Consider the following 21,683-nt stretch of genomic DNA (forward strand, 5'->3'; position numbering starts at 1 on the left):
TGCTCCTCAGAATTTTCTACGTCTTAGGGGGTGGCCGGAACTACTGCGCGACCTGGGTGATCTCGAACGGCACCGGCTGCTGGGCAGCGTGGGGGTGCTGGTCGCCCGAGTAGACCTTCAGCTTCGAGAGCATCTGACGGCCCAGGGTGTTCTTGGGGAGCATGCCCTTGACGGCCTTCTCGACGGCCTTCTCCGGGTTGTTCGCCAGGAGGTCGTCGTAGCGCACCGAACGGAGACCGCCCGGGTAGCCGGAGTGGCGGTAGGCCATCTTCTGCGACGCCTTGTTGCCGGACAGGTGAACCTTGTCGGCGTTGACGATGATGACGAAGTCGCCCATGTCCATGTGGGGGGCGTAAGTCGGCTTGTGCTTGCCCCGAAGGAGGGCAGCGGCCTGGGTCGCCAGACGGCCGAGGACAACGTCCTGGGCGTCGATGACGAGCCACTGGCGCGAGATGTCGCCGGGCTTGGGGCTGAACGTACGCACGCGTATGCCTTCGCTTCTTCAGTGGTGGTATCCCCAGGGCGCAAGCCCCAAGGGAAGGTCCTGACAGGGTCACCACGGACGATCACGACAGCCCTCGTTCACATCGGGGACGCAACCCGTGTGAACCGCTGGTCATCGGTCCGGTGGACCGGCGCAAGGCCCTTTCACGTGAGAATGAGAAAGCCCATACGCATAACAAACCAGCAGAGTACCCAAGCAGACCCGTACGGGTCAAAACGCGGTCCGCGATGCCGATTCTGCTGGCGTCGCGGCGCACTCCGGTTCGGTCCTGGGTGGGGACCCCGCAGTTGTTACGGGGTCCAGAGTAACCCGAACGGAGCGCAGCGCACGACGCGCCAGCACCCATGCGAGCCCGCACAGGGTGGCGCAGTCCTTGAAGGCGCGCCGTTTCGCGTCCAGCTCCGACGGCCACGGGATGCCCGCCGTCTGGGGGGCCAGGGCCGCCCAGAACCAAGGCGAACGCGGCATCGAGCCGGGCCGCACGGCCGATGCGAGCAGCAGCGGGAGCACCACCAGCAGGTAGTGGTCGAAGGACGGCCGGGAGACCAGGAATGCGGCGAGCATCACCATGCAGGCCGTCTCCGCCAGCCGCAGCTCGCCGCCGTCCGCGTCGTCTGCCACGCGCCGCCAGCGCACCCGGGCCCCCCACAGCCCCGCCCCGGCCCCCGCGAAGGCGATCAGCACAGCCAGCGGCTCCGGCGCCCCCAGTCTCGGCAGCACCGCGATCGGCGAGGCGTCCCAGGGCAGCGCGTAGGCGTCCTGCCCCTGGAGCAGGAACGGCAGGGTCTTGGTGAAGAACAGCGACGGGCTGGGCATCACCAGCGCCCCGGCCAGCGAGAGCCCCAGCGGCACCAGCACGGCCGCGGCCAGGGCGCGCCACTGCCGGGCCAGCAGGAAGAGCAGCCCGATCGGCACGAGCATGGGCTTGCAGGCGATCGCCAGCCCGATCACCAGGCCGGCGGCCCCCCACGACCGGCGCCGCGCCAGCAGCAGCGCCACCGGCAGCGCGGCCGCCGAGATCGCCGTCCAGTTGCCGATCAGCACGAGGTTCTCGTACGGCTTGTAGGCGAGCGCGAACACCGCGAAGCCCCCGACCGCGAACCGCGACCGCAGCGGCACCGAGAACAGCCGCAGCGCGGCCAGCCAGCCGACGCCCAGCAGCCCGCTCATCCCGACCGGCAGCACCCAGCGCAGCACCGCCTGTGGCAGCAGCGCCTCCGGAACCGCCATGATCACGGCGCTCGGGAGGTAGAGGAAGCGCTTGTCCTCGTACGGGGACCCGCCGTCCAGCAGCGTCTGCGCGGCCTTGACCACGAAGGCGTTGTCGGAGCCCCAGCTCGCGTGCAGGCTCGTGGAGACGGCGATCCCGAGGACCACCGCGAGGGAGGCGAGCCGCAGCAGCCTCGACGCCGGCTGCAGCAGCCACTCGACGAGGCGGTTGCCGGGGGCCGGGGGGCCGGAGCCGGGAGCCCCGGGGGCCGGCTTCCCGAAGGTCTGGTTCTCCCACTTCATGAGCCAGATGCTAGGCCGCAGGCCCACAACGCCTCCCCCTCACTCCGGCTGCGGGGGAGGTTCCCCCTAACGCTTGCGTTCGACTCTACGTTCGTCCCAGACGGGCTCCTGAGTCTCCCGCACAACACCGTCCGAACCGAAGACCAGGTAGCGGTCAAATGTGCGCGCGAACCACCGGTCGTGCGTGACGCACAGCACAGTGCCGTCGTACGCCTCCAGGCCGTCCTGGAGCGCCTCGGCGGACTCCAGGTCCAGGTTGTCCGTCGGCTCGTCCAGCAGCAGCGCCGTGGTGCCGGCCAGTTCCAGCAGCAGGATCTGGAACCGCGCCTGCTGGCCGCCGGAGAGCTTCTCGAAGGGCTGGTCGCCCTGGCGCTCCAGCTCGTACCGGCGCAGCACGCCCATCGCCGCGCCGAGCGGCTTGGCCGCCTCCGTCCACAGGATGTCGACGAGGGTGCGCCCGAACAGCTCCGGGTGGGCGTGGGTCTGCGCGAAATGGCCGGGAACCACCCGGGCGCCCAGCTTCCACGTCCCGCTGTGCTTGACGTCCTCGCCCGCCATCAGCCGCAGGAAGTGCGACTTCCCGGAGCCGTTGGAGCCGAGCACCGCGACCCGCTCGCCGTAGAAGACCTCCAGCGAGAACGGCTTCATCAGGCCCGTGAGCTCCAGGTTCTCCACCGTGAGCGCGCGCACGCCCGTACGGCCGCCCTTGAGCCGCATCCGGATGTCCTGCTCGCGCGGCGGCTCGGGCGGCGGACCTGCCTCCTCGAACTTCTGGAAGCGGGTCTGCATCGCCCGGTAGCGCGACGCCATGTCCGGGCTGCTCGCGGCCTGGTTGCGCAGCCGCAGCACCAGGGCCCTCAGCCGGGCGTGCTCCTCGTCCCAGCGCCGCTTGAGCTCCTCGAAGCGCGCGAAGCGCTCCTTGCGGGCGTCGTGGTACGTCCCGAAGCCCGCGCCGTGGACCCACACGTCGGTGCCCATGGGGCTCGGCTCCAGGCTGATGATCTTCTCGGCGGCCGTGGACAGCAGCTCGCGGTCGTGCGACACGAACAGCACGGTCTTGCGGGTGGCCTTCAGCTGCTCCTCCAGCCACCGCTTGCCGGGGACGTCCAGGTAGTTGTCCGGCTCGTCGAGCAGCAGCACCTCGTCCGGCCCGCGCAGCAGCGCCTCCAGCACGAGCCGCTTCTGCTCACCGCCCGACAGCGTGCGCACCTCGCGGAACTGCGCGCTGTCGTACGGGATCGCCAGCGCGGCCGTGGTGCACACGTCCCACAGGGTCTCGGCCTCGTAGCCCTGCACGTCCGCCCAGTCGCTGAGCGCCTGCGCGTAGGCCATCTGCGCGGCCTCGTCGTCGACGGTGAGGATCCGCTCCTCGGCCCGGTCCACGGCCCGCGCGGCCTCCCGGATCCGCGGCTGGGACACCGACACCAGCAGGTCCCGTACCGTCGTCTCGTCCCGTACGGAGCCCACGAACTGCGACATCACACCGAGGCCGCCGCTCACGGTGACCCCGCCGCCGTGCGGCTGGAGCTCACCGGAGATCAGCTTGAGCAGGGTGGTCTTGCCGGCCCCGTTCGCCCCCACGAGGGCGACCACCGACCCCTCCCCCACCCGGAAGGAGACGTCGGGGAGCAGTACCCGCCCGTCCGGCAGGTAGTACTCCAGGTGGCTGGCTTCGAGATGTCCCATGCCCGGCATTCTCCAGGTCCGCCGCGCTCCGCCCAAACGGATCCGCTCCGGCCGGCGGGCGGCGGCGAGGGTCAGCAGCAGCCGGCGCCCGGCAGCGTGCGCAGGTTGCGCGCCTCCTTGCTGCGCGCGGCCAGCAGCTCGTCCGCCGGGTAGCCGACCTCCTCCAGGGTCAGCCCGTGCGGCTTGACCACGTGCACCGAGGAGTCCCGTACGGCCGCGGCGAGCACCTTGCCGGGCCAGTCGGTCGGCCGGTGGCCGTCTCCGACGTGCAGCAGGGCCCCCACCAGCGAGCGGACCATGTTGTGGCAGAAGGCGTCGGCACGGACGGTCGCGGTGACGATCCCGTCCTCGCCGCGCTCCCAGCTGAGCTGCTGGAGCGTGCGGATGGTCGTGGCGCCCTCCCGCTTCTTGCAGTACGCGGCGAAGTCGTGCTCGCCCACCAGCGGGGCGGCGGCCTCGTTCATCGCGTCCACGTCCAGGGGCCACTGGTGCCACAGCACGTGGCCCCGGCGCAGCGGGTCCACGCCGGCCCGGTGGTCGCCGACCCGGTAGGCGTAGCGGCGCCAGACGGCCGAGAAGCGCGCGTTGAACCCCTGGGGGGCCTCCGCGGCCTTCCACACCCGTACGTCGTGCGGCAGCCTGCCCGCGAGCCGGCGCAGCAGCTTGTCGTGGTGCTCGGCCCACACCTCCTCGGCCACGTCGAACTGCGCGACCTGGCCGCGGGCGTGCACGCCCGCGTCCGTCCGGCCGGCCACGGTCAGCTCCACCGGGTCGGGCAGCCGCATCACGGTCTGCAGGGCCGACTCCAGCTCGCCCTGGACGGTCCGCAGCACGCGCTGCTTCGCCCAGCCGGAGAAATCCTTGCCGTCGTAGCTCAGGTCCAGCCGCACCCGGACGTGCCCGGACTCCACCTCGTCACTCACGTGAGCGATCCTCTCAGCTGTGTCGTTGCGACGAACGCCGAACGGGCCCGCCCCGGAGGGGGCGGGCCCGTTCAGAGCCGTTCGAGCAGACGAGATCCCGGAGGATCAGGCCTCCTCGACCAAACTACTTGGCCGACTCGTCGGCGGGCTCGGCGGGGGCGTCGGTGGCCTCGGCCTTGGCCTCCGCCTCCTTGACCGCGCGCTTGGTGGCGGCCTCGGCCTCACCGGTGGCCTGCTGGGCGACCGTCAGGGCCTCGACCAGCTCGATGACCGCCATCGGGGCGTTGTCGCCACGACGGTTGCCGATCTTGGTGATGCGCGTGTAACCACCGGGGCGGTTCTCGTAGCGCGGGGCGATCTCGGTGAACAGCGTGTGCACGATGCTCTTGTCCGTGATCGTCTGCAGCACCAGGCGACGGTTGTGGATGTCGCCCTTCTTGGCCTTGGTGACCAGACGCTCGGCGTAGGGACGCAGGCGACGGGCCTTGGCCTCGGTGGTGGTGATGCGGCCGTGCTCGAAGAGCGCCTTCGCGAGGTTCGCGAGGAGGTGCTTCTCGTGCGCGGCGCTGCCGCCCAGACGGGCACCCTTTGCGGGACGCGGCATGGTGTTACTCCTTCATATCTGCACCGGCCGTGTCAGGTACCGGTGTCAGTTCCCCCGAGGCGGACGCCGCGGGAAAGTCTTGCTGTGCGAGCCGGGGCTCAGTACTGCTCGGTCTCGACGAAACCGGCGTCCGCGTCGTCGTCGGCGCCGAAGGCGTCGGCGGCGGCGGTCGGGTCGAATCCGGGCGGGCTGTCCTTGAGGGCCAGGCCCATGCCGGCCAGCTTCGCCTTGACCTCGTCGATCGACTTCGCACCGAAGTTGCGGATGTCGAGCAGGTCGGCCTCGGAACGCGCCACGAGCTCACCCACGGAGTGGATGCCCTCGCGCTTGAGGCAGTTGTACGAGCGGACCGTGAGCTCCAGCTCCTCGATCGGCAGCGCCAGGTCGGCGGCCAGGGCGGCGTCCGTCGGGGACGGGCCCATGTCGATGCCCTCGGCGTCGATGTTGAGCTCGCGCGCCAGACCGAACAGCTCGACCAGGGTCTTACCGGCGGACGCCATGGCGTCGCGCGGACGCATGGCCTGCTTGGTCTCGACGTCGACGATCAGCTTGTCGAAGTCGGTGCGCTGCTCGACACGGGTCGCCTCGACCTTGTAGGTGACCTTGAGGACCGGGCTGTAGATGGAGTCGATCGGGATGCGACCGATCTCCTGGCCCAGCTGCTTGTTCTGGACGGCGGAGACGTAGCCGCGACCGCGCTCGACGGTCAGCTCCATCTCCAGCTTGCCCTTGCCGTTGAGCGTGGCGAGGACCAGGTCCGGGTTGTGCACCTCGACACCGGCCGGGGGCGCGATGTCGGCGGCGGTGACCAGGCCGGGGCCCTGCTTGCGCAGGTACATCACGACCGGCTCGTCGTGCTCCGAGGAGACGACCAGCTGCTTGATGTTCAGGATGATGTCGGTGACGTCTTCCTTGACACCCGGCACGGTGGTGAACTCGTGCAGGACGCCGTCCACGCGGATGCTGGTGACAGCGGCACCCGGGATCGAGGACAGGAGCGTGCGGCGCAGGGAGTTGCCGAGGGTGTAGCCGAAGCCCGGCTCCAGCGGCTCGATCACGAACCGCGAGCGGTACTCGTCGACGACCTCTTCGGTCAGCGAGGGACGCTGAGCGATAAGCATGTCTGTGTTCCTTCATTCGTGGACGCCCACTATTTGACGCCCGACGGGGTGCAGCCGGAGCCGCGGACTACAAGGGTACGGGCGGTACGTCCCCCGCGAGGGGTTCGTACCGCCCGGACACTCAAGAACGCACAAGTGCGTCCGCTGCGTCAGACGCGGCGGCGCTTCGGCGGGCGGCAGCCGTTGTGCGGGGTGGGGGTGACGTCCTGGATCGAACCGACCTCCAGGCCAGTGGCCTGGAGGGAGCGGATCGCGGTCTCGCGGCCGGAGCCCGGACCCTTGACGAAGACGTCAACCTTGCGCATGCCGTGCTCCTGCGCGCGGCGGGCGGCCGACTCGGCGGCCATCTGCGCGGCGAAGGGGGTGGACTTGCGCGAGCCCTTGAAGCCGACGTGGCCGGCGGAGGCCCAGGAGATCACGTTGCCCGCGGGGTCCGTGATCGAAACGATGGTGTTGTTGAACGTGCTCTTGATGTGGGCGTGCCCGTGAGCGACGTTCTTCTTTTCCTTGCGGCGCACCTTCTTGGCAGCGCCCTGACGACCCTTGGGGGGCATCTAAATCTCCTACGGGAGGTGGTCGGTCCTACAGCGCAAGACCGCTGAACAGGACTACTTCTTGCCCGGCTTCTTCTTACCGGCGATCGCGCGACGCGGGCCCTTGCGGGTACGCGCGTTCGTGCTGGTGCGCTGACCGTGCACCGGGAGGCCACGACGGTGGCGAATACCCTGGTAGCACTGGATCTCGACCTTGCGACGGATGTCGGCCTGGATCTCGCGGCGGAGGTCACCCTCGGTGCGGAGGTTGGCGTCCACGTACTCGCGGATCTTGACCAGGTCCTCTTCGGCCAGGTCACGAACGCGGGTGTCGGGGTTCACGCCGGTCGAGGCGAGGATCTCCTTGGACCGGGTGCGCCCGATACCGAAGACGTAGGTGAGTGCGATCTCCACGCGCTTTTCGCGCGGGATGTCAACACCGGAAACGCGTGCCATTCAATGGCTCCTGTGTGTTCGGGGGTCTTCCGCAGAACCGACCCCGACCGCCGACCACCCTGAGTGGGTGAGTGGTACGTCCGGGTCCCCGGCCCCCGCCGGAGGTACCGCCGGCCCTTCACAGGGCTGGGCGGGTTCTGCGTATGTACGTGTACTTACGTCGCGCGAAGAACTGCGAAAGGCAGGTCGGTCGGCGTGCGTCAGCCCTGGCGCTGCTTGTGGCGCAGGTTGTCGCAGATGACCATGACCCGACCGTGACGGCGGATCACCTTGCACTTGTCGCAGATCTTCTTGACGCTCGGCTTGACCTTCATGTTGGTGAGGTTCTCCGGGTCAGTGCCACCACCCGCGCCGGGACAAGACGCCCAGGCGGGAGTGAAGACAAGATCTACTTGTATCGGTAGACGATCCGGCCACGCGTCAGGTCGTACGGGGAGAGCTCCACGACGACCCGGTCATCAGGGAGGATGCGGATGTAGTGCATGCGCATCTTGCCGCTGATGTGCGCGAGGACTTTGTGACCGTTCTGAAGTTCCACCTTGAACATCGCGTTCGGGAGGGACTCGATCACGGTGCCCTCGATTTCGATGGCACCTTGCTTCTTGGCCACGCTTCGCCTTTCGAATCGGCTACCTTGATCGGCTCCGTGCGCCACGCAGACATGGAGGTGCACGAGAGCCGACGAGTCAGTCTACGTCAGGGCACCCCGAAAGACGAATCCGGAAAGTTTGCCCCAGAGTCTAGATCACTAACCGAGCGGGTCCGGCGCCGTCGTGACTCCGTACTCCGCCAGCTTCGCCTTGCCGCAGTCGGGGCTGGTCAGGACGATCGGGCCGGCCTCGGTCAGGGCGATGGAGTGCTCCCAGTGCGAGGACCAGGTGCCGTCCGTGGTGATCACGGTCCAGTCGTCCGCCAGGACCTCCGTCTGCGCAGTGCCCAGGGAGACCATGGGCTCGATCGCCAGGCAGAGGCCCGGGACCAGCTTGATCCCCTTGCCCCGCTTGCGCGAGACGTAGTTCAGCAGGTGGGGGTCCATGTGCATCTCGGACCCGATGCCGTGGCCGCCGTAGTCCTCGATGATCCCGAACTTCCCGAGGCTGTGCTCACCGGTGGTGGGCCGCGGCTGGCGCTTGATGTACGTCTCGATCGCCTTCGAGATGTCCACGAGGCGGTTGCCGAGCTTCATGGCGGCGATACCGGCCCACATGGACTCCTCGGTCACCCGGGAGAGCTCCACGAGCTCAGGGGCGTGCCCGGTGCCCACGAACGCCGTGTACGCGGCGTCGCCGTGCCAGCCGTCGACGATCGCGCCGGCGTCGATCGAGATGATGTCGCCGTCCTTGAGGACGGTCTTGTCGTCCGGGATGCCGTGGACGACGACCTCGTTCACCGAGGTGCAGATCGTCGCCGGGAAGCCCCCGTAACCGAGGAAGTTCGACTTGGCCCCGGCATCGGCGATCACCTTGCGGGCCACCATGTCCAGATCCCGCGTCGTGGCGCCCGGGACGGCCGCCTCGCGGGTCGCCGCGTGGATCGCGGCGACGACCAACCCTGCCTCGCGCATCTTCGCGATCTGCTCGGGGGTCTTGATCTGCACCATGGAGACGTGCCTTCCGTGTTCTGCGGCTCGACCGCCGCTCGCGCGGACCTGGTCGACGTCCGCTGTCGTTCCTCAATATTGGCTGATGTCGCGCCGAGGCGCGTTATGCAGACGGCCGCGGCGCCCCGAGGGACACCGCGGCCGTACCTGCACGACAAAGGGCTGACTACTTCTTGAGGGCTTCCATCGCGCGGCGCGTGATCTCCGCGACCTCGCCGAGGGCGGGGATCGTCGACACGAGACCCTGGGCCTTGTAGTAGTCGATGATCGGCTCGGTCTCCGCGTGGTAGACCGCCAGCCGGTTGCGGACCGTCGCCTCGGAGTCGTCCCCGCGCTGGTACAGCTCGCCGCCGCAGGTGTCGCAGACGCCCTCGGCCTTCGGCGGGGCGTACGTGACGTGGAAGACGTGGGCGGAGTCCTTGCGGCAGGTCCGGCGACCCGCGATCCGCTTGACGACCTCGTCCTCCTCGACCTCCAGGTCGAGGACGGCGTCCAGGTCCAGCCCGGCCACTTCGAGGATCTCGTCGAGCGCCTCGGCCTGCGAAAGGTTGCGCGGGAAGCCGTCGAGCAGGAAGCCGTTCGCGGCGTCGGGCTGCTCCATCCGGTCCTTGGCCATACCGATGGTGACGGAGTCCGGCACGAGCTCGCCGGCGTCCATGTACGACTTCGCGCTCTTGCCGAGCTCGGTGCCCTGGCTGATGTTGGCGCGGAACAGGTCGCCCGTGGAGATGTGCGGGATCGACAGGTTCTTGGCAAGGAACGCGGCCTGCGTTCCCTTGCCCGCACCGGGCGGTCCGACGAGGACGATTCGCATCAGCGGAGGAACCCTTCGTAATTACGCTGCTGGAGCTGGCTCTCGATCTGCTTCACGGTTTCCAGACCCACACCCACGATGATCAGGATGCTCGTCCCGCCGAACGGGAAGTTCTGGTTCGCTCCGAAGCCGGCCAACGCCATCGTCGGCACAAGAGCGATGAGACCCAGGTACAGCGACCCCGGCCAGGTGATCCGGTTGAGCACGTAGCTCAGGTACTCGGCGGTAGGTCGGCCGGCGCGGATGCCCGGGATGAACCCACCATACTTCTTCATGTTGTCTGCAACTTCCTCGGGGTTGAACGAGATCGCCACGTAGAAGAACGCGAAGAAGACGATCAGGAGGAAGTAGACCGCGATGTAGTACGGGTGGTCGCCCTTGACGAAGTGCTTCTGGATCCAGGTGGCCCAGCCCGCGGTGGAGCCGCTGAACTGCACGACCAGAGCCGGGATGTAGAGCAGCGACGAGGCGAAGATGACGGGGATGATGCCCGCCTGGTTCACCTTGAGCGGGATGTACGTCGAGGTACCGCCGTACGAACGGCGGCCGATCATGCGCTTCGCGTACTGGACCGGAATCCGGCGCTGCGCCTGCTCGACGAAGACCACCAGGCCGACCATCGCGAGGCCGACGAGCATGACCACGCCGAACTCGACCCAGCCGTCCGCGATCTTGCCCTGCTCCTTGATGGCCCAGAGGGCACCGATGAAGCCGGCGGCGATCGAGATGAACATGAGGATCGACATGCCGTTGCCGATGCCGCGGTCGGTGATGAGCTCACCGAGCCACATGACGACGCAGGTACCGGCGGTCATGGTGACGACCATGACGACGGTGGTAAAGATCGACCGGTCGGGGACGATCTGGCTGGCGACCTGGCAGCCCTGGAACAGGGCACCAGTGCGGGCAGTGGCGACGAGGCCGGTGCCCTGCAGGATCGCGAGTGCGACCGTCAGATAGCGCGTGTACTGAGTGATCTTCGCCGTGCCGGACTGGCCCTCTTTCTTGAGGGTCTCCAGCTTCGGGATGACCACGGTCAGCAGCTGCAGGATGATGCTCGCCGTGATGTACGGCATGATGCCGAGCGCGAAGATCGTGATCTGCAGCAGCGCACCGCCGCTGAACATGTTGACGAGACCGAAGAGGCTGTTGCTGCTCCCGGCCTGGTCCACACAGATCTGAACGTTCTTGTAGCTCACGCCGGGAACCGGGATGTGGGACCCGAGCCGGAACAGCACGATGATGGCGAGCGTGAAAAGCAGCTTCTTGCGCAGGTCGGGCGTCTTGAACGCCCGGGCGAACGCGGTGAGCACGGTGCCTCCTGCGACCCCCGCGCTACTGCGTCAGAGGTGACGGTCTGAGGGATCGACGAATACGTACAAGCAAAGGTGCAGGCCACCTTACCGGCGACTGTGCCCCCCATGGAACGACCAACCGGGGATGCCCCATATGTGAGGCATCCCCGGTCGGGTTTCTAGCTATTCAGCCACCGGAGTCGTCTTAAACGAGCTCGGTGACGGTGCCACCAGCGGCGGCGATCTTCTCCTTGGCGGAGCCGGAGACGGCGTCAACCGAAACCTGCAGCGCCACGGAGATCTCGCCCTGGCCGAGGACCTTGACGAGGCTGTTCTTGCGAACCGCGCCCTTGGCGACCAGGTCGGCCACCGTGACCTCTCCACCCTCGGGGTAGAGAGCGCCGAGCTTGTCCAGGTTCACGACCTGGAACTCGGTGCGGAAGGGGTTCTTGAAGCCCTTGAGCTTCGGCAGACGCATGTGGAGGGGCATCTGCCCACCCTCGAAGCGCTGCGGGATCTGGTAACGGGCCTTCTGGCCCTTCGTACCACGACCGGCCGTCTTACCCTTCGACGCCTCACCACGACCGACACGGGTCTTCGCGGTCTTGGCACCGGGGGCGGGACGGAGGTTGTGGGCCTTCAGCGGGCTGTTCTCAGCCATGTTAGTCAACCTCCTCAACCGTCACGAGGTGGCGGACGGTCTGCACCATTCCGCGGAACTCGGGGCGGTCCTCCTTGACGACGACGTCGTTCAGGCGCTTGAGCCCGAGCGAACGCAGCGTGTCGCGGTGGTTCTGCTTGCTGCCGATGTACGACTTCGTCTGCGTGATCTTGAGACGGGCCATTACGCACCCGCTCCCGCAGCACGTGCACGAAGGAGCGCGGCGGGGGCGACGTCCTCGAGGGGCAGACCGCGGCGAGCCGCGATCTCCTCGGGACGCTGCAGACCCTTGAGCGCAGCCACGGTCGCGTGCACGATGTTGATCGCGTTCGACGAACCGAGCGACTTCGACAGGATGTCGTGAACGCCGGCGCACTCCAGAACGGCGCGCACCGGGCCACCGGCGATAACACCGGTACCGGGGGAAGCCGGCTTCAGGAGCACGACGCCGGCGGCACGCTCGCCCGTGATCGGGTGAGGAATCGTGCCCTGGATGCGGGGAACCTTGAAGAAACTCTTCTTGGCTTCCTCGACACCCTTGGCGATGGCCGCGGGAACTTCCTTGGCCTTGCCGTAACCGACACCTACAGTGCCGTCACCGTCGCCCACCACGACCAGCGCGGTGAAGCTGAAGCGGCGACCACCCTTGACAACCTTGGCGACGCGGTTGATCGCGACAACGCGCTCAACGTAAGCGGTCTTCTCGGCGGCAGGGCCACCGTCGCGACCCTTCCGGTCCCGCCGCTCGCCGCCACCGGCACCGCTTCCGCGGCGCTGGGGTCCAGCCATTGGATTACCTCTCTCTGTTACGTCCGTGAGTCCCGGAACCGGGGCTTAGAACTTCAGCCCGGCTTCGCGGGCGGCGTCAGCCAGAGCGGCAATGCGCCCGGCGTATCGGTTGCCACCGCGGTCGAACACGACGGTCTCGACACCCGCGGCCTTGGCACGCTCGGCGACGAGCGCGCCGACAGCCTGGGCCTGGGAGCTCTTGTCGCCTTCGCCACCGCGGATCGAAGCGTCCAGGGTCGACGCCGACGCCAGGGTGTGGCCCTGGAGGTCGTCGATGACCTGAGCAACGATGTTGCGGTTGGAACGCGTCACGACGAGGCGCGGACGCTCCGCCGTACCCGAGACGTTCTTGCGGATGCGGATGTGGCGGCGAGCCTTGGCAGCACGCTTGTACGCGTCGCCCTTGGCGATCTTCACACCGTATGCCATGGCTACTTACCAGCCTTTCCGACCTTGCGGCGGATGACTTCGCCGGCGTACTTGACACCCTTGGCCTTGTACGGGTCGGGCTTCCGCAGCTTGCGGATGTTGGCGGCGACCTCGCCGACCTTCTGCTTGTCGATGCCCTCGACCGAGAACTTGGTCGGCGACTCGACCTTGAAGGAGATGCCCTCGGGCGCCTCCACCAGGATCGGGTGGCTGTAGCCGAGCTGGAACTCCAGGTTGGAGCCCTTCGCGGCCACGCGGTAACCGACACCGCTGATCTCGAGAGCCTTGACGTACCCCGTGGTCACACCGGTGATCATGTTCGCCACCAGCGTGCGGGACAGGCCGTGCAGGGCCTTGTTCTGACGCTCGTCGTTCGGGCGGGTGACGTTCAGAACGCCGTCCTCGCCCTTGGCGACTGCGATGGGCGCCTTAACGGTGTGAGCGAGGGAGCCCTTGGGGCCCTTCACGGCGACCGTGTTGCCATCGATGGTGACGTCCACACCGGCGGGAACCTGGATGGGGAGCTTGCCGATTCGCGACATTGCTTTTCCTCCGTTCCCGACTACCAGACGTAGGCGAGGACTTCCCCACCTACGCCCTTCTTGCCTGCCTGCTGGCCGGTCAGGAGACCGTGGGACGTGGAGATGATCGCCACGCCCAGGCCACCGAGGACCTTCGGCAGGTTGGTGGACTTCGCGTACACACGCAGACCGGGCTTCGAGATCCGCTTGATGCCCGCAATGGAGCGCTCGCGGTTCGGCCCGAACTTCAGCTCGAGGACGAGGTTCTTGCCGACCTCGGCATCCTCGACCTTCCAGCCGGTGATGAAACCCTCCTGCTTGAGGATCTCTGCGATGTGCGACTTGATCTTGCTGTGCGGCATCACGACGGTGTCGTGGTACGCCGAGTTAGCGTTACGCAGACGCGTGAGCATGTCTGCGATCGGGTCAGTCATGGTCATGAAGTGGCCTTCGGCCTCTCTCGCCGGGGTTTCCTGTATGCGCCATCCCTCTCCCCACTCAGTGGCGGGACGGGTGCGGTGCGGGGACCTACGGCGTAGTAAGTCGTTATGGGCGGCGGACGCCCAACCCCACAAGCCTACGGCATGCGGAGCTGGGCACCCACCGACCAGATGCTTACCGAGAGTGCCTGGAACTTCCCAAGTCCTTGCGAACGAGGAGGAGTTACCAGGAGCTCTTGGTCACGCCCGGCAGCTCGCCACGGTGAGCCATCTCACGAAGGCAGACGCGGCACAGGCCGAACTTGCGGTACACGGAGTGGGGGCGACCGCAGCGCTGGCAGCGGGTGTACGCACGCACACCGAACTTGGGCTTACGGGCAGCCTTCGCGATGAGAGCCTTCTTCGCCATCTCGCTTACGCCTCCTTGAAGGGGAAGCCGAGGTGACGAAGGAGGGCGCGGCCCTCGTCGTCGTTGGTCGCCGTGGTGACCACGGTGATGTCCATACCCCGGGTACGGTCGATCTTGTCCTGGTCGATCTCGTGGAACATGACCTGCTCCGTGAGACCGAAGGTGTAGTTGCCACGGCCGTCGAACTGCTTCGGCGACAGACCACGGAAGTCACGGATACGCGGCAGCGCGAGCGACAGCGTACGGTCCAGGAACTCCCACATGCGGTCACCACGGAGGGTGACGTGGCAGCCGATCGGCTGACCCTCACGCAGCTTGAACTGCGCGATGGACTTCCGGGCCTTCGTGACGGCCGGCTTCTGACCGGTGATCGTCGTGAGGTCCTTGATGGCGCCGTCGATCAGCTTGGAGTCGCGGGCGGCGTCGCCCACACCCATGTTGACCACGATCTTCACGAGACCGGGGATCTGCATGACGTTCTCGTAGGAGAACTCCTCACGCAGCTTGCCCGCGATGTCCTCGCGGTACTTCGTCTTGAGACGCGGAGTGGTAGCCATCAGATGTCCTCACCCGTCCGCTTGGCAACGCGGATCTTGTTGCCCTCGTCATCGAAGCGGAAACCGACGCGGGTAACGACCTTCTGGCCGTCCTTCTCCACAACCAGCTGAACGTTGCTGACGTGGATCGGCGCCTCGACGATCACGATGCCGCCGGTCTGCGAGCCACCAGCGGTCTGGCCGGCCTTCGTGTGCTTCTTGACCCGGTTGACACCCTCGACGAGGACACGGTTCTCAGTAGGGATGGCCATGATGACCTTGCCCTGCTTGCCCTTGTCCTTACCGGTGATGACCTGAACCAGGTCGCCCTTCTTGATCTTCATGCTTACAGCACCTCCGGCGCGAGCGAGATGATCTTCATGAACTTCTTCTCGCGCAGCTCACGGCCCACCGGGCCGAAGATACGGGTGCCGCGAGGGTCGCCGTCGTTCTTGAGGATGACGGCGGCGTTCTCGTCGAAGCGGATGTACGAGCCGTCCTGGCGGCGGCGCTCCTTGACGGTGCGAACGATGACCGCCTTGACGACGTCACCCTTCTTCACGTTGCCACCGGGGATCGCATCCTTGACGGTGGCGACGATGACGTCACCGATGCCCGCGTAGCGGCGACCGGAACCACCGAGAACACGGATGCAAAGGATTTCCTTCGCACCAGTGTTGTCGGCGATACGCAGTCGCGACTCCTGCTGGATCACGTGTATCTCCTGTTTGTCTGCCGGTTCCCGGCGGGGGCTTCACTCCGAGGAGCGAGGCCCCCACCGAGCCTGGCGGAACGAATCCGGGGGAAACCCCCCGGACGAATTACTTGGCCTTCTCGAGGATCTCGACGATGCGCCAGCGCTTGCTCGCCGACAGCGGACGCGTCTCCATGATGAGGACGCGGTCGCCGACGCCGGCAGCGTTCTGCTCGTCGTGCGCCTTGAGCTTGTTCGTACGACGGATGACCTTGCCGTACAGGGCGTGCTTGACGCGGTCCTCGACGGCGACGACGACGGTCTTGTCCATCTTGTCGCTGACGACCAGACCCTCACGGGTCTTGCGGAAACCGCGCTCGGTCTTCTCAGTCACGTTGTTCTCGCTCATCAGGCGCTCTCCACCGTCTCGATACCGAGCTCACGCTCGTGCATCAGGGTGTAGATGCGAGCGATGTCCTTACGGACGGACTTGAGCCGGCCGTTGTTCTCCAGCTGACCCGTGGCCGCCTGGAAGCGGAGCTTGAACAGCTCCTCCTTGGCCTCGCTCAGCTTGCCAACGAGCTCCTCGTTGCCGAGCTCACGCAGCTCGGACGCCTTGGTTCCCGTCGCCATCACGACTCACCTGCCTCGCGCCGAACAATCCGGCACTTCATCGGAAGCTTGTGAGCAGCGCGGGTGAGCGCCTCACGAGCAATCTTCTCGTTCGGGTAGGACAGCTCGAACATGACCCGACCCGGGTGCACGTTGGCGATCCACCACTCGGGAGAACCCTTACCGGAACCCATGCGGGTCTCGGCAGGCTTCTTCGTCAGCGGGCGGTCCGGGTAGATGTTGATCCAGACCTTGCCGCCACGCTTGATGTGGCGGGTCATCGCAATACGAGCCGCCTCGATCTGGCGGTTCGTCACGTACGCCGGGGTCAGCGCCTGGATGCCGTACTCGCCGAACGTGACCTCAGTACCGCCCTTCGCCATACCACTGCGCTTGGGGTGGTGCTGCTTGCGGTGCTTGACCCTACGAGGGATCAGCATGTCGGTCAGGCCTCCGTTCCGGTGCTCTCGGCCGGAGCGGCGGCGGGAGCGTCGGCCTTGGGGGCCTCGGCACCAGCAGCCTGCTGCGGCTTGCGGCCACCACGGCCGCCGCGCTCGCCACCACGGCCACCACGGCCTGCGGGACGGTCGCCAGCGCCCTGCGCGCCACGGGCCGGGCGGTTGCCCGCACGGGCCGCGGCGTTCTCGGCGCGAACCTCGGCGATGTTCTTGACGTCGCCCTTGTAGATCCAGACCTTCACACCGATACGGCCGAAGGTGGTCTTGGCCTCGAAGAAGCCGTAGTCCACGTTCGCGCGCAGCGTGTGCAGCGGCACACGACCCTCGCGGTAGAACTCGGAGCGGGACATCTCGGCGCCGCCGAGACGGCCGCCACACTGGATCTTGATGCCCTTGGCGCCGGCCTTCATCGTGCCCTGCATGCTCTTACGCATGGCGCGACGGAAGGAGACGCGGGAGGAGAGCTGCTCGGCAACGGCCTGGGCAACCAGCTGAGCGTCGACCTCGGGGTTCTTGACCTCGAGGATGTTCAGCTGGACCTGCTTGCCCGTGAGCTTCTCGAGGTCGCCGCGGATGCGGTCGGCCTCGGCGCCACGACGGCCGATGACGATGCCCGGACGAGCGGTGTGGATGTCCACACGCACGCGGTCACGGGTGCGCTCGATCTCAACCTTCGAGATGCCGGCGCGCTCCATGCCGGACGTCATCATCCGACGGATGGCGACGTCTTCCTTGACGTAGTCCTTGTACAGCTTGTCGGCGTACCAACGCGACTTGAAGTCGGTGGTGATGCCGAGCCGGAACCCGTGCGGGTTTACCTTCTGGCCCATTACCGGGAACCTTCCTTGCTGCTGACGACCACGGTGATGTGGCTGGTCCGCTTGCGGATCCGGTAGGCACGGCCCTGCGCACGCGGACGGAACCGCTTCAGGGTCGGGCCCTCGTCCACGAACGCCTCGCTGATGAACAGCGAAGTGGCGTCCGGGTGGTTGTAGTTGTGTGCGGCGTTGGCAATGGCGCTGTCAAGCACCTTGCCGACCGGCACGCTCGCGGCCTGCGGGGCGAAACGCAGGACCGCCTGAGCCTCCGTGGCATCCATGCCACGGATAAGGTCCACCACTCGGCGGGCCTTCATGGGCGTGACGCGGATGTACCGCGCCTGGGCCCTGGCTTCCATGGTTGTCCCTTCGGTGTAAGTCATAGTCGTAACCACCCCGCCTTTAGCGGCGCTTCGACTTCCGGTCGTCCTTGACGTGGCCGCGGAAGGTGCGAGTCGGCGAGAACTCGCCGAGCTTGTGGCCGACCATCGACTCGGTGACGAACACCGGGACGTGGGTCTTGCCGTTGTGCACCGCGATGGTGTGACCCAGCATGCTGGGGATGATCATCGAGCGACGGGACCAGGTCTTGATGACGTTCTTGGTGCCGGCTTCGTTCTGGACGTCCACCTTCTTTACGAGGTGGTCGTCGACGAAGGGCCCCTTCTTGAGACTGCGCGGCATCTAAACCCGCTCCTAGCGCTTCTTGTTCGTCTTGCGGCGGCGGACGATGTACTTGCTCGAAGCCTTCTTCGGCGAGCGAGTACGACCCTCCTTCTGACCCCACGGGGAGACCGGGTGGCGACCACCGCTGGTCTTGCCCTCACCACCACCGTGCGGGTGGTCAACCGGGTTCATCGCGACACCGCGGACGGACGGGCGAACGCCCTTCCAGCGCATGCGGCCGGCCTTGCCCCAGTTGATGTTCGACTGCTCGGCGTTGCCGACCTCGCCGACCGTGGCGCGGCAGCGCGCGTCGACGAGACGGATCTCACCGGACGGCATACGAAGGTGGGCCATGGTGCCCTCCTTCGCCAGCAGCTGCACCGAGGCACCAGCGGAGCGGGCGAACTTCGCGCCGCCACCGGGACGGAGCTCGATCGCGTGGATCGTGGTACCGACCGGGATGTTGCGGAGCGCCAGGTTGTTGCCGGGCTTGATGTCGGCCGTCGGGCCGTTCTCAATCCGGTCACCCTGCTTCAGAGCCTTCGGCGCGATGATGTAGCGCTTCTCGCCGTCGGCGTAGTGCAGCAGCGCGATGCGCGCGGTGCGGTTGGGGTCGTACTCGATGTGCGCGACCTTGGCCGGCACGCCGTCCTTGTCGTGACGACGGAAGTCGATCACACGGTAGGCGCGCTTGTGTCCACCACCCTGGTGGCGAACGGTGATCCGGCCGGTGTTGTTACGGCCGCCCTTGCTGTGCAGAGGGCGAACCAGCGACTTCTCCGGCGTGGACCGCGTGATCTCGACAAAGTCGGCGACGCTGGAGCCACGACGGCCCGGGGTCGTCGGCTTGTACTTGCGGATACCCATTTCTCAGTCCTCGTCCGATTCCGGACGACTAGACCTCCGTTAGGAGGCCTGGCCGCCGAAGATGTCGATACGGTTGCCCTCGGCAAGGGTCACGATGGCGCGCTTGGTGTTGGCACGCTTGCCGAAACCGGTCTTGGTGCGCTTGCGCTTACCCTGACGGTTGATCGTGTTGACCCCGGTGACCTTGACCGAGAAGACCGCTTCCACGGCCTGCTTGATCTGGGTCTTGTTGGCGCCGGGCGCGACGATGAACGTGTACTTGTTCTCGTCCAGCAGCGCGTAGCTCTTCTCCGAGACAACCGGCTTGATCAGCAGGTCGCGCGGGTCAGTGAAGGTCTTGCTGGTAACGGTCGCCTCAGACATCAGGCGTCGCTCCCTTCGGTCTCATCGGCCTTGGGGCCAGACACGAAGGACTCGAAAGCGGCCTGGGTGAAGACCACGTCGTCAGAGACGATCACGTCGTACGTGTTCAGCTGGCCCGGCTCCAGGATGTGGACCTGGGGCAGGTTGCGGGCGGACAGCCACGCGGCCTCGTCGGCGCGCTCGACGACCAGGAGCAGGTTCTTGCGCTCCGAGATCTTGCCGAACAGCGTCTTGGCGGCCTTCGTGGAGGCGGAACCCTCGACCACGCCGGTGACGACGTGGATGCGGGAGTGACGCGCACGGTCCGAGAGGGCACCGCGGAGGGCGGCGGCCTTCATCTTCTTGGGGGTCCGCTGGGAGTAGTCACGCGGCTGCGGGCCGTGGACAACGCCACCGCCGACGAACTGCGGCGCACGGGTCGAACCCTGGCGCGCGCGGCCGGTGCCCTTCTGGCGGTACGGCTTGCGGCCACCACCACGGACTTCGCCGCGACGCTTGGTCTTGTGCGTGCCCTGACGGGCAGCAGCCAGCTGAGCGACAACGACCTGGTGGATCAGCGGAACGCTGGTCTTCGCGTCGAAGATCTCCGCGGGGAGCTCGACGGTACCGGCCTTGTCGCCTGCCGGCGAAAGGATGTCAATGGTGCTCATTACCTCAAGCCCCCTTGGCCGCGGTACGGACCAGGACGAGGCCGCCGTTCGGACCGGGGACCGCACCCTTGATGAGGAGCAGACCCTTCTCCGCGTCAACCGCGTGGATGGTCAGGTTCTGGGTGGTGACACGCTCGTTACCCATGCGACCGGCCATGCGCATGCCCTTGAAGACACGCCCAGGGGTGGCACAGCCACCGATCGAACCGGGGGAGCGGTGCTTGCGCTGCACACCGTGACCGGCGCCGAGGCCCCGGAAGTTGTGCCGCTTCATGACACCGGCGAAGCCCTTGCCCTTGCTGTTGCCCGTGACGTCGACCTTGACGCCGGACTCGAACACCTCAGCAGTGATCTCCTGGCCGAGCGTGTACTCGCTGGCGTCGGAGGTGCGGAGCTCCACCAGGTGGCGGCGGGGGGTCACGTCGGCCTTGGCGAAGTGGCCCTTGAGGGGCTTGTTCACCTTGCGCGGGTCGATCTCGCCGAAGGCGATCTGGACCGACTCGTAGCCGTCGATGTCGTTCGTACGGACCTGGGTAACGACGCAGGGCCCGGCCTTGACAACGGTCACCGGGACGACACGGTTGTTCTCGTCCCAGACCTGGGTCATGCCGAGCTTCTCGCCCAGGACGCCCTTGATCTGCTTTGCCATCTTCTCGACGCCTCTCAGAGCTTGATCTCGATGTCAACGCCGGCCGGAAGGTCCAGGCGCATCAGCGAGTCAACGGTCTTGGGGGTCGGGTCGAGGATGTCGATCAGGCGCTTGTGCGTGCGCATCTCGAAGTGCTCGCGCGAGTCCTTGTACTTGTGCGGCGACTTGATGACGCAGTACACGTTCTTCTCAGTGGGCAGCGGCACCGGGCCCGCGACCGACGCACCAGTGCGCGTCACCGTCTCGACGATCTTCTTCGCCGAGGAATCGATGACCTCGTGGTCGTAGGCCTTGAGCCGGATGCGGATCTTCTGTCCCGCCATGGCTACTCCGTAGTCCTGTCTGTATGTGGAAACGCTCTGGCCCCCGGTTGGCTGCGGGACGGATCCCGCGGCCTCTCCTCCGACCCACGCGGTCGGGTGTGTCGCACTCCCTCTACAGAAAATTCCCATACGGAAATTCCCTCTCCAAGGGGGTGCGGTCCCTGGACCGCGGTTCGGGGGAGAAACACCCACCGAGTGCCTGGTGTGCACCGTGCTGACACTTCCCAGAAGATTCCCGTACGTCCGCCCCCATTGCTGCCCCGAGGGGCAGATTAAGGACGACGAGTACTGTGGGACTCGCTTCCGGTCCTCCCGGCGGGAGGCGCGCAGCATCGGCACTCAACCGAGCAACTTGAGTAGTCTGCCATACGAGGCACGTATGGCGCCAATCGGGCCGAAGACAATACCCCGCCACGCTGCGTGGTCAAGCCGGGCCACGCGCGCCCGGCACGCGGCCCGGCGTGATCCTCGGGCGGTCAGGTCCGGGGCACCCCCGGCGCTCGCCCCGCTCCCGGCGTACGCGCTCGGGCGGGGCCCGCCCCCACGACGCGCGAGAGGCCCCGCACCCTGCGGTGCGGAGCCTCTCCCATGTGCGAAGACGGTCTCAGGCCACTAGCTGAAATAGCCCGTGATGTCCGCGACGAGATCCACGTCGCCCGAGTTGTTGAAGAAGCTGACCTTCCCGTCCACGACCGGGACGATCACCAGGTTCGGGATCGTCAGGCCTCGGGTGAAGTTCAGGTTCGAGG

At 66.9% G+C, this 21,683-nt stretch carries 34 protein-coding genes; all 34 read right to left on the reverse strand.

Annotation, left to right across the window (positions count from 1 at the left end; genetic code table 11):
- Window positions 1-40: 40 nt before the first annotated feature.
- The 34 genes from rplM to rpsJ all read right to left on the reverse strand — a co-directional run bounded on the left by rplM (window position 41) and on the right by rpsJ (window position 20,934).
- A complete protein-coding gene (rplM, locus tag ACWFQ8_RS02865; RefSeq protein WP_393746931.1) occupies window positions 41-484 on the reverse strand; it encodes a 50S ribosomal protein L13 in 444 nt (147 codons plus the stop codon).
- A gap of 231 nt (window positions 485-715) precedes the next feature.
- Window positions 716-2,017, reverse strand: a complete 1,302-nt coding sequence (locus tag ACWFQ8_RS02870; RefSeq protein WP_453784413.1) for a glycosyltransferase family 87 protein — start codon at window positions 2,015-2,017, stop codon at window positions 716-718.
- Between the two features lie 66 nt (window positions 2,018-2,083).
- Window positions 2,084-3,703 carry an ATP-binding cassette domain-containing protein gene (locus tag ACWFQ8_RS02875; RefSeq protein ID WP_453784414.1) on the reverse strand — a complete coding sequence of 540 codons (1,620 nt, stop codon included), beginning with the start codon at window positions 3,701-3,703 and terminating at the stop codon, window positions 2,084-2,086.
- A gap of 71 nt (window positions 3,704-3,774) precedes the next feature.
- Window positions 3,775-4,626 (reverse strand): tRNA pseudouridine(38-40) synthase TruA, encoded by an 852-nt coding sequence (gene truA / locus ACWFQ8_RS02880; RefSeq protein WP_453784415.1) that lies wholly within the window; start codon window positions 4,624-4,626, stop codon window positions 3,775-3,777.
- Window positions 4,627-4,750: 124 nt separating this feature from the next.
- The gene (gene rplQ / locus ACWFQ8_RS02885) at window positions 4,751-5,230 is read right to left on the reverse strand and encodes a 50S ribosomal protein L17 (protein ID WP_453784416.1); all 480 of its coding nucleotides are present in this window, start codon (window positions 5,228-5,230) and stop codon (window positions 4,751-4,753) included.
- Between the two features lie 98 nt (window positions 5,231-5,328).
- On the reverse strand, window positions 5,329-6,351 hold the full coding sequence (locus ACWFQ8_RS02890; protein WP_008739666.1) for a DNA-directed RNA polymerase subunit alpha: 1,023 nt from the start codon (window positions 6,349-6,351) through the stop codon (window positions 5,329-5,331).
- Window positions 6,352-6,500: 149 nt separating this feature from the next.
- Entirely contained in the window at window positions 6,501-6,905 is a 405-nt protein-coding gene (gene rpsK, locus ACWFQ8_RS02895; protein ID WP_006376016.1) for a 30S ribosomal protein S11, read from the reverse strand.
- Between the two features lie 54 nt (window positions 6,906-6,959).
- A complete protein-coding gene (gene rpsM / locus ACWFQ8_RS02900; RefSeq protein WP_031146594.1) occupies window positions 6,960-7,340 on the reverse strand; it encodes a 30S ribosomal protein S13 in 381 nt (126 codons plus the stop codon).
- 200 nt (window positions 7,341-7,540) lie between these two features.
- Window positions 7,541-7,654 carry a 50S ribosomal protein L36 gene (gene rpmJ, locus ACWFQ8_RS02905; protein ID WP_003956441.1) on the reverse strand — a complete coding sequence of 38 codons (114 nt, stop codon included), beginning with the start codon at window positions 7,652-7,654 and terminating at the stop codon, window positions 7,541-7,543.
- Window positions 7,655-7,728: 74 nt separating this feature from the next.
- Entirely contained in the window at window positions 7,729-7,950 is a 222-nt protein-coding gene (gene infA / locus ACWFQ8_RS02910; protein ID WP_003956442.1) for a translation initiation factor IF-1, read from the reverse strand.
- Between the two features lie 138 nt (window positions 7,951-8,088).
- Window positions 8,089-8,940, reverse strand: a complete 852-nt coding sequence (map, locus tag ACWFQ8_RS02915; RefSeq protein WP_374775397.1) for a type I methionyl aminopeptidase — start codon at window positions 8,938-8,940, stop codon at window positions 8,089-8,091.
- Between the two features lie 166 nt (window positions 8,941-9,106).
- On the reverse strand, window positions 9,107-9,754 hold the full coding sequence (locus tag ACWFQ8_RS02920; protein ID WP_453784417.1) for an adenylate kinase: 648 nt from the start codon (window positions 9,752-9,754) through the stop codon (window positions 9,107-9,109).
- The gene (gene secY, locus ACWFQ8_RS02925) at window positions 9,754-11,067 is read right to left on the reverse strand and encodes a preprotein translocase subunit SecY (RefSeq protein WP_384537093.1); all 1,314 of its coding nucleotides are present in this window, start codon (window positions 11,065-11,067) and stop codon (window positions 9,754-9,756) included. The genes ACWFQ8_RS02920 and secY overlap by 1 nt, the downstream gene beginning before the upstream one ends.
- A gap of 187 nt (window positions 11,068-11,254) precedes the next feature.
- The gene (rplO, locus tag ACWFQ8_RS02930) at window positions 11,255-11,710 is read right to left on the reverse strand and encodes a 50S ribosomal protein L15 (protein WP_053682613.1); all 456 of its coding nucleotides are present in this window, start codon (window positions 11,708-11,710) and stop codon (window positions 11,255-11,257) included.
- Window position 11,711: 1 nt separating this feature from the next.
- Complete coding sequence (gene rpmD / locus ACWFQ8_RS02935; protein ID WP_053682614.1) at window positions 11,712-11,894, reverse strand: 50S ribosomal protein L30; 183 nt, start codon at window positions 11,892-11,894, stop codon at window positions 11,712-11,714.
- The gene (gene rpsE / locus ACWFQ8_RS02940) at window positions 11,894-12,499 is read right to left on the reverse strand and encodes a 30S ribosomal protein S5 (RefSeq protein WP_214946843.1); all 606 of its coding nucleotides are present in this window, start codon (window positions 12,497-12,499) and stop codon (window positions 11,894-11,896) included. Before rpsE ends, rpmD begins: the two co-directional genes overlap by 1 nt.
- A gap of 45 nt (window positions 12,500-12,544) precedes the next feature.
- Window positions 12,545-12,928, reverse strand: coding sequence for a 50S ribosomal protein L18 (rplR, locus tag ACWFQ8_RS02945; RefSeq protein WP_030008471.1), 384 nt, complete (start codon window positions 12,926-12,928; stop codon window positions 12,545-12,547).
- Window positions 12,929-12,930: 2 nt separating this feature from the next.
- Window positions 12,931-13,470: a 50S ribosomal protein L6 gene (gene rplF / locus ACWFQ8_RS02950; RefSeq protein ID WP_453784418.1), complete on the reverse strand. Its 540-nt coding sequence runs from the start codon at window positions 13,468-13,470 to the stop codon at window positions 12,931-12,933.
- Between the two features lie 20 nt (window positions 13,471-13,490).
- Window positions 13,491-13,889: a 30S ribosomal protein S8 gene (rpsH, locus tag ACWFQ8_RS02955; protein ID WP_007265911.1), complete on the reverse strand. Its 399-nt coding sequence runs from the start codon at window positions 13,887-13,889 to the stop codon at window positions 13,491-13,493.
- Window positions 13,890-14,112: 223 nt separating this feature from the next.
- Window positions 14,113-14,298 (reverse strand): type Z 30S ribosomal protein S14, encoded by a 186-nt coding sequence (locus tag ACWFQ8_RS02960; protein ID WP_003956452.1) that lies wholly within the window; start codon window positions 14,296-14,298, stop codon window positions 14,113-14,115.
- A 5-nt stretch (window positions 14,299-14,303) separates the two neighbouring features.
- Entirely contained in the window at window positions 14,304-14,855 is a 552-nt protein-coding gene (rplE, locus tag ACWFQ8_RS02965) for a 50S ribosomal protein L5 (RefSeq protein ID WP_030388859.1), read from the reverse strand.
- A complete protein-coding gene (rplX, locus tag ACWFQ8_RS02970) occupies window positions 14,855-15,178 on the reverse strand; it encodes a 50S ribosomal protein L24 (RefSeq protein ID WP_214946845.1) in 324 nt (107 codons plus the stop codon). Before rplX ends, rplE begins: the two co-directional genes overlap by 1 nt.
- Before the next feature lie 2 nt (window positions 15,179-15,180).
- Complete coding sequence (gene rplN, locus ACWFQ8_RS02975; protein ID WP_008739701.1) at window positions 15,181-15,549, reverse strand: 50S ribosomal protein L14; 369 nt, start codon at window positions 15,547-15,549, stop codon at window positions 15,181-15,183.
- Window positions 15,550-15,655: 106 nt separating this feature from the next.
- Entirely contained in the window at window positions 15,656-15,937 is a 282-nt protein-coding gene (rpsQ, locus tag ACWFQ8_RS02980) for a 30S ribosomal protein S17 (RefSeq protein ID WP_030008467.1), read from the reverse strand.
- On the reverse strand, window positions 15,937-16,161 hold the full coding sequence (rpmC, locus tag ACWFQ8_RS02985; protein WP_453784419.1) for a 50S ribosomal protein L29: 225 nt from the start codon (window positions 16,159-16,161) through the stop codon (window positions 15,937-15,939). Before rpmC ends, rpsQ begins: the two co-directional genes overlap by 1 nt.
- On the reverse strand, window positions 16,161-16,580 hold the full coding sequence (rplP, locus tag ACWFQ8_RS02990; RefSeq protein ID WP_008739704.1) for a 50S ribosomal protein L16: 420 nt from the start codon (window positions 16,578-16,580) through the stop codon (window positions 16,161-16,163). Before rplP ends, rpmC begins: the two co-directional genes overlap by 1 nt.
- A gap of 5 nt (window positions 16,581-16,585) precedes the next feature.
- Window positions 16,586-17,428, reverse strand: a complete 843-nt coding sequence (rpsC, locus tag ACWFQ8_RS02995) for a 30S ribosomal protein S3 (protein ID WP_069921523.1) — start codon at window positions 17,426-17,428, stop codon at window positions 16,586-16,588.
- Window positions 17,428-17,775 (reverse strand): 50S ribosomal protein L22, encoded by a 348-nt coding sequence (rplV, locus tag ACWFQ8_RS03000; RefSeq protein ID WP_266938741.1) that lies wholly within the window; start codon window positions 17,773-17,775, stop codon window positions 17,428-17,430. Before rplV ends, rpsC begins: the two co-directional genes overlap by 1 nt.
- A 43-nt stretch (window positions 17,776-17,818) precedes the next feature.
- Entirely contained in the window at window positions 17,819-18,100 is a 282-nt protein-coding gene (gene rpsS / locus ACWFQ8_RS03005; RefSeq protein WP_008739713.1) for a 30S ribosomal protein S19, read from the reverse strand.
- Window positions 18,101-18,112: 12 nt separating this feature from the next.
- Window positions 18,113-18,949 carry a 50S ribosomal protein L2 gene (gene rplB, locus ACWFQ8_RS03010; protein WP_008739715.1) on the reverse strand — a complete coding sequence of 279 codons (837 nt, stop codon included), beginning with the start codon at window positions 18,947-18,949 and terminating at the stop codon, window positions 18,113-18,115.
- A gap of 39 nt (window positions 18,950-18,988) precedes the next feature.
- The gene (gene rplW, locus ACWFQ8_RS03015) at window positions 18,989-19,312 is read right to left on the reverse strand and encodes a 50S ribosomal protein L23 (protein WP_007265901.1); all 324 of its coding nucleotides are present in this window, start codon (window positions 19,310-19,312) and stop codon (window positions 18,989-18,991) included.
- Window positions 19,312-19,962: a 50S ribosomal protein L4 gene (rplD, locus tag ACWFQ8_RS03020; protein WP_030710344.1), complete on the reverse strand. Its 651-nt coding sequence runs from the start codon at window positions 19,960-19,962 to the stop codon at window positions 19,312-19,314. Before rplD ends, rplW begins: the two co-directional genes overlap by 1 nt.
- 4 nt (window positions 19,963-19,966) lie before the next feature.
- Window positions 19,967-20,611 (reverse strand): 50S ribosomal protein L3, encoded by a 645-nt coding sequence (rplC, locus tag ACWFQ8_RS03025; protein ID WP_007265899.1) that lies wholly within the window; start codon window positions 20,609-20,611, stop codon window positions 19,967-19,969.
- A gap of 14 nt (window positions 20,612-20,625) precedes the next feature.
- On the reverse strand, window positions 20,626-20,934 hold the full coding sequence (gene rpsJ, locus ACWFQ8_RS03030) for a 30S ribosomal protein S10 (RefSeq protein ID WP_003948644.1): 309 nt from the start codon (window positions 20,932-20,934) through the stop codon (window positions 20,626-20,628).
- Window positions 20,935-21,683 lie beyond the last annotated feature (749 nt).

The organism is Streptomyces sp. NPDC055254, assembly GCF_053606025.1.

Excerpts from the sequence above, each read along its gene's own strand:
- ACWFQ8_RS02870 (WP_453784413.1), bottom strand. The coding sequence starts at position 2,017 with ATGAAGTGGGAGAACCAGACCTTCGGGAAGCCGGCCCCCGGGGCTCCC.
- ACWFQ8_RS02875 (WP_453784414.1), bottom strand. The coding sequence starts at position 3,703 with ATGGGACATCTCGAAGCCAGCCACCTGGAGTACTACCTGCCGGACGGG.
- rplQ (WP_453784416.1), bottom strand. The coding sequence starts at position 5,230 with ATGCCGCGTCCCGCAAAGGGTGCCCGTCTGGGCGGCAGCGCCGCGCAC.
- ACWFQ8_RS02890 (WP_008739666.1), bottom strand. The coding sequence starts at position 6,351 with ATGCTTATCGCTCAGCGTCCCTCGCTGACCGAAGAGGTCGTCGACGAG.
- rpsK (WP_006376016.1), bottom strand. The coding sequence starts at position 6,905 with ATGCCCCCCAAGGGTCGTCAGGGCGCTGCCAAGAAGGTGCGCCGCAAG.
- rpsM (WP_031146594.1), bottom strand. The coding sequence starts at position 7,340 with ATGGCACGCGTTTCCGGTGTTGACATCCCGCGCGAAAAGCGCGTGGAG.
- rpmJ (WP_003956441.1), bottom strand. The coding sequence starts at position 7,654 with ATGAAGGTCAAGCCGAGCGTCAAGAAGATCTGCGACAAGTGCAAGGTG.
- map (WP_374775397.1), bottom strand. The coding sequence starts at position 8,940 with ATGGTGCAGATCAAGACCCCCGAGCAGATCGCGAAGATGCGCGAGGCA.
- ACWFQ8_RS02920 (WP_453784417.1), bottom strand. The coding sequence starts at position 9,754 with ATGCGAATCGTCCTCGTCGGACCGCCCGGTGCGGGCAAGGGAACGCAG.
- rplO (WP_053682613.1), bottom strand. The coding sequence starts at position 11,710 with ATGGCTGAGAACAGCCCGCTGAAGGCCCACAACCTCCGTCCCGCCCCC.
- rpmD (WP_053682614.1), bottom strand. The coding sequence starts at position 11,894 with ATGGCCCGTCTCAAGATCACGCAGACGAAGTCGTACATCGGCAGCAAG.
- rpsE (WP_214946843.1), bottom strand. The coding sequence starts at position 12,499 with ATGGCTGGACCCCAGCGCCGCGGAAGCGGTGCCGGTGGCGGCGAGCGG.
- rplR (WP_030008471.1), bottom strand. The coding sequence starts at position 12,928 with ATGGCATACGGTGTGAAGATCGCCAAGGGCGACGCGTACAAGCGTGCT.
- rplF (WP_453784418.1), bottom strand. The coding sequence starts at position 13,470 with ATGTCGCGAATCGGCAAGCTCCCCATCCAGGTTCCCGCCGGTGTGGAC.
- rpsH (WP_007265911.1), bottom strand. The coding sequence starts at position 13,889 with ATGACCATGACTGACCCGATCGCAGACATGCTCACGCGTCTGCGTAAC.
- ACWFQ8_RS02960 (WP_003956452.1), bottom strand. The coding sequence starts at position 14,298 with ATGGCGAAGAAGGCTCTCATCGCGAAGGCTGCCCGTAAGCCCAAGTTC.
- rplE (WP_030388859.1), bottom strand. The coding sequence starts at position 14,855 with ATGGCTACCACTCCGCGTCTCAAGACGAAGTACCGCGAGGACATCGCG.
- rplX (WP_214946845.1), bottom strand. The coding sequence starts at position 15,178 with ATGAAGATCAAGAAGGGCGACCTGGTTCAGGTCATCACCGGTAAGGAC.
- rpsQ (WP_030008467.1), bottom strand. The coding sequence starts at position 15,937 with ATGAGCGAGAACAACGTGACTGAGAAGACCGAGCGCGGTTTCCGCAAG.
- rpmC (WP_453784419.1), bottom strand. The coding sequence starts at position 16,161 with ATGGCGACGGGAACCAAGGCGTCCGAGCTGCGTGAGCTCGGCAACGAG.
- rplP (WP_008739704.1), bottom strand. The coding sequence starts at position 16,580 with ATGCTGATCCCTCGTAGGGTCAAGCACCGCAAGCAGCACCACCCCAAG.
- rpsC (WP_069921523.1), bottom strand. The coding sequence starts at position 17,428 with ATGGGCCAGAAGGTAAACCCGCACGGGTTCCGGCTCGGCATCACCACC.
- rplV (WP_266938741.1), bottom strand. The coding sequence starts at position 17,775 with ATGGAAGCCAGGGCCCAGGCGCGGTACATCCGCGTCACGCCCATGAAG.
- rpsS (WP_008739713.1), bottom strand. The coding sequence starts at position 18,100 with ATGCCGCGCAGTCTCAAGAAGGGGCCCTTCGTCGACGACCACCTCGTA.
- rplB (WP_008739715.1), bottom strand. The coding sequence starts at position 18,949 with ATGGGTATCCGCAAGTACAAGCCGACGACCCCGGGCCGTCGTGGCTCC.
- rplW (WP_007265901.1), bottom strand. The coding sequence starts at position 19,312 with ATGTCTGAGGCGACCGTTACCAGCAAGACCTTCACTGACCCGCGCGAC.
- rplD (WP_030710344.1), bottom strand. The coding sequence starts at position 19,962 with ATGAGCACCATTGACATCCTTTCGCCGGCAGGCGACAAGGCCGGTACC.
- rplC (WP_007265899.1), bottom strand. The coding sequence starts at position 20,611 with ATGGCAAAGCAGATCAAGGGCGTCCTGGGCGAGAAGCTCGGCATGACC.
- rpsJ (WP_003948644.1), bottom strand. The coding sequence starts at position 20,934 with ATGGCGGGACAGAAGATCCGCATCCGGCTCAAGGCCTACGACCACGAG.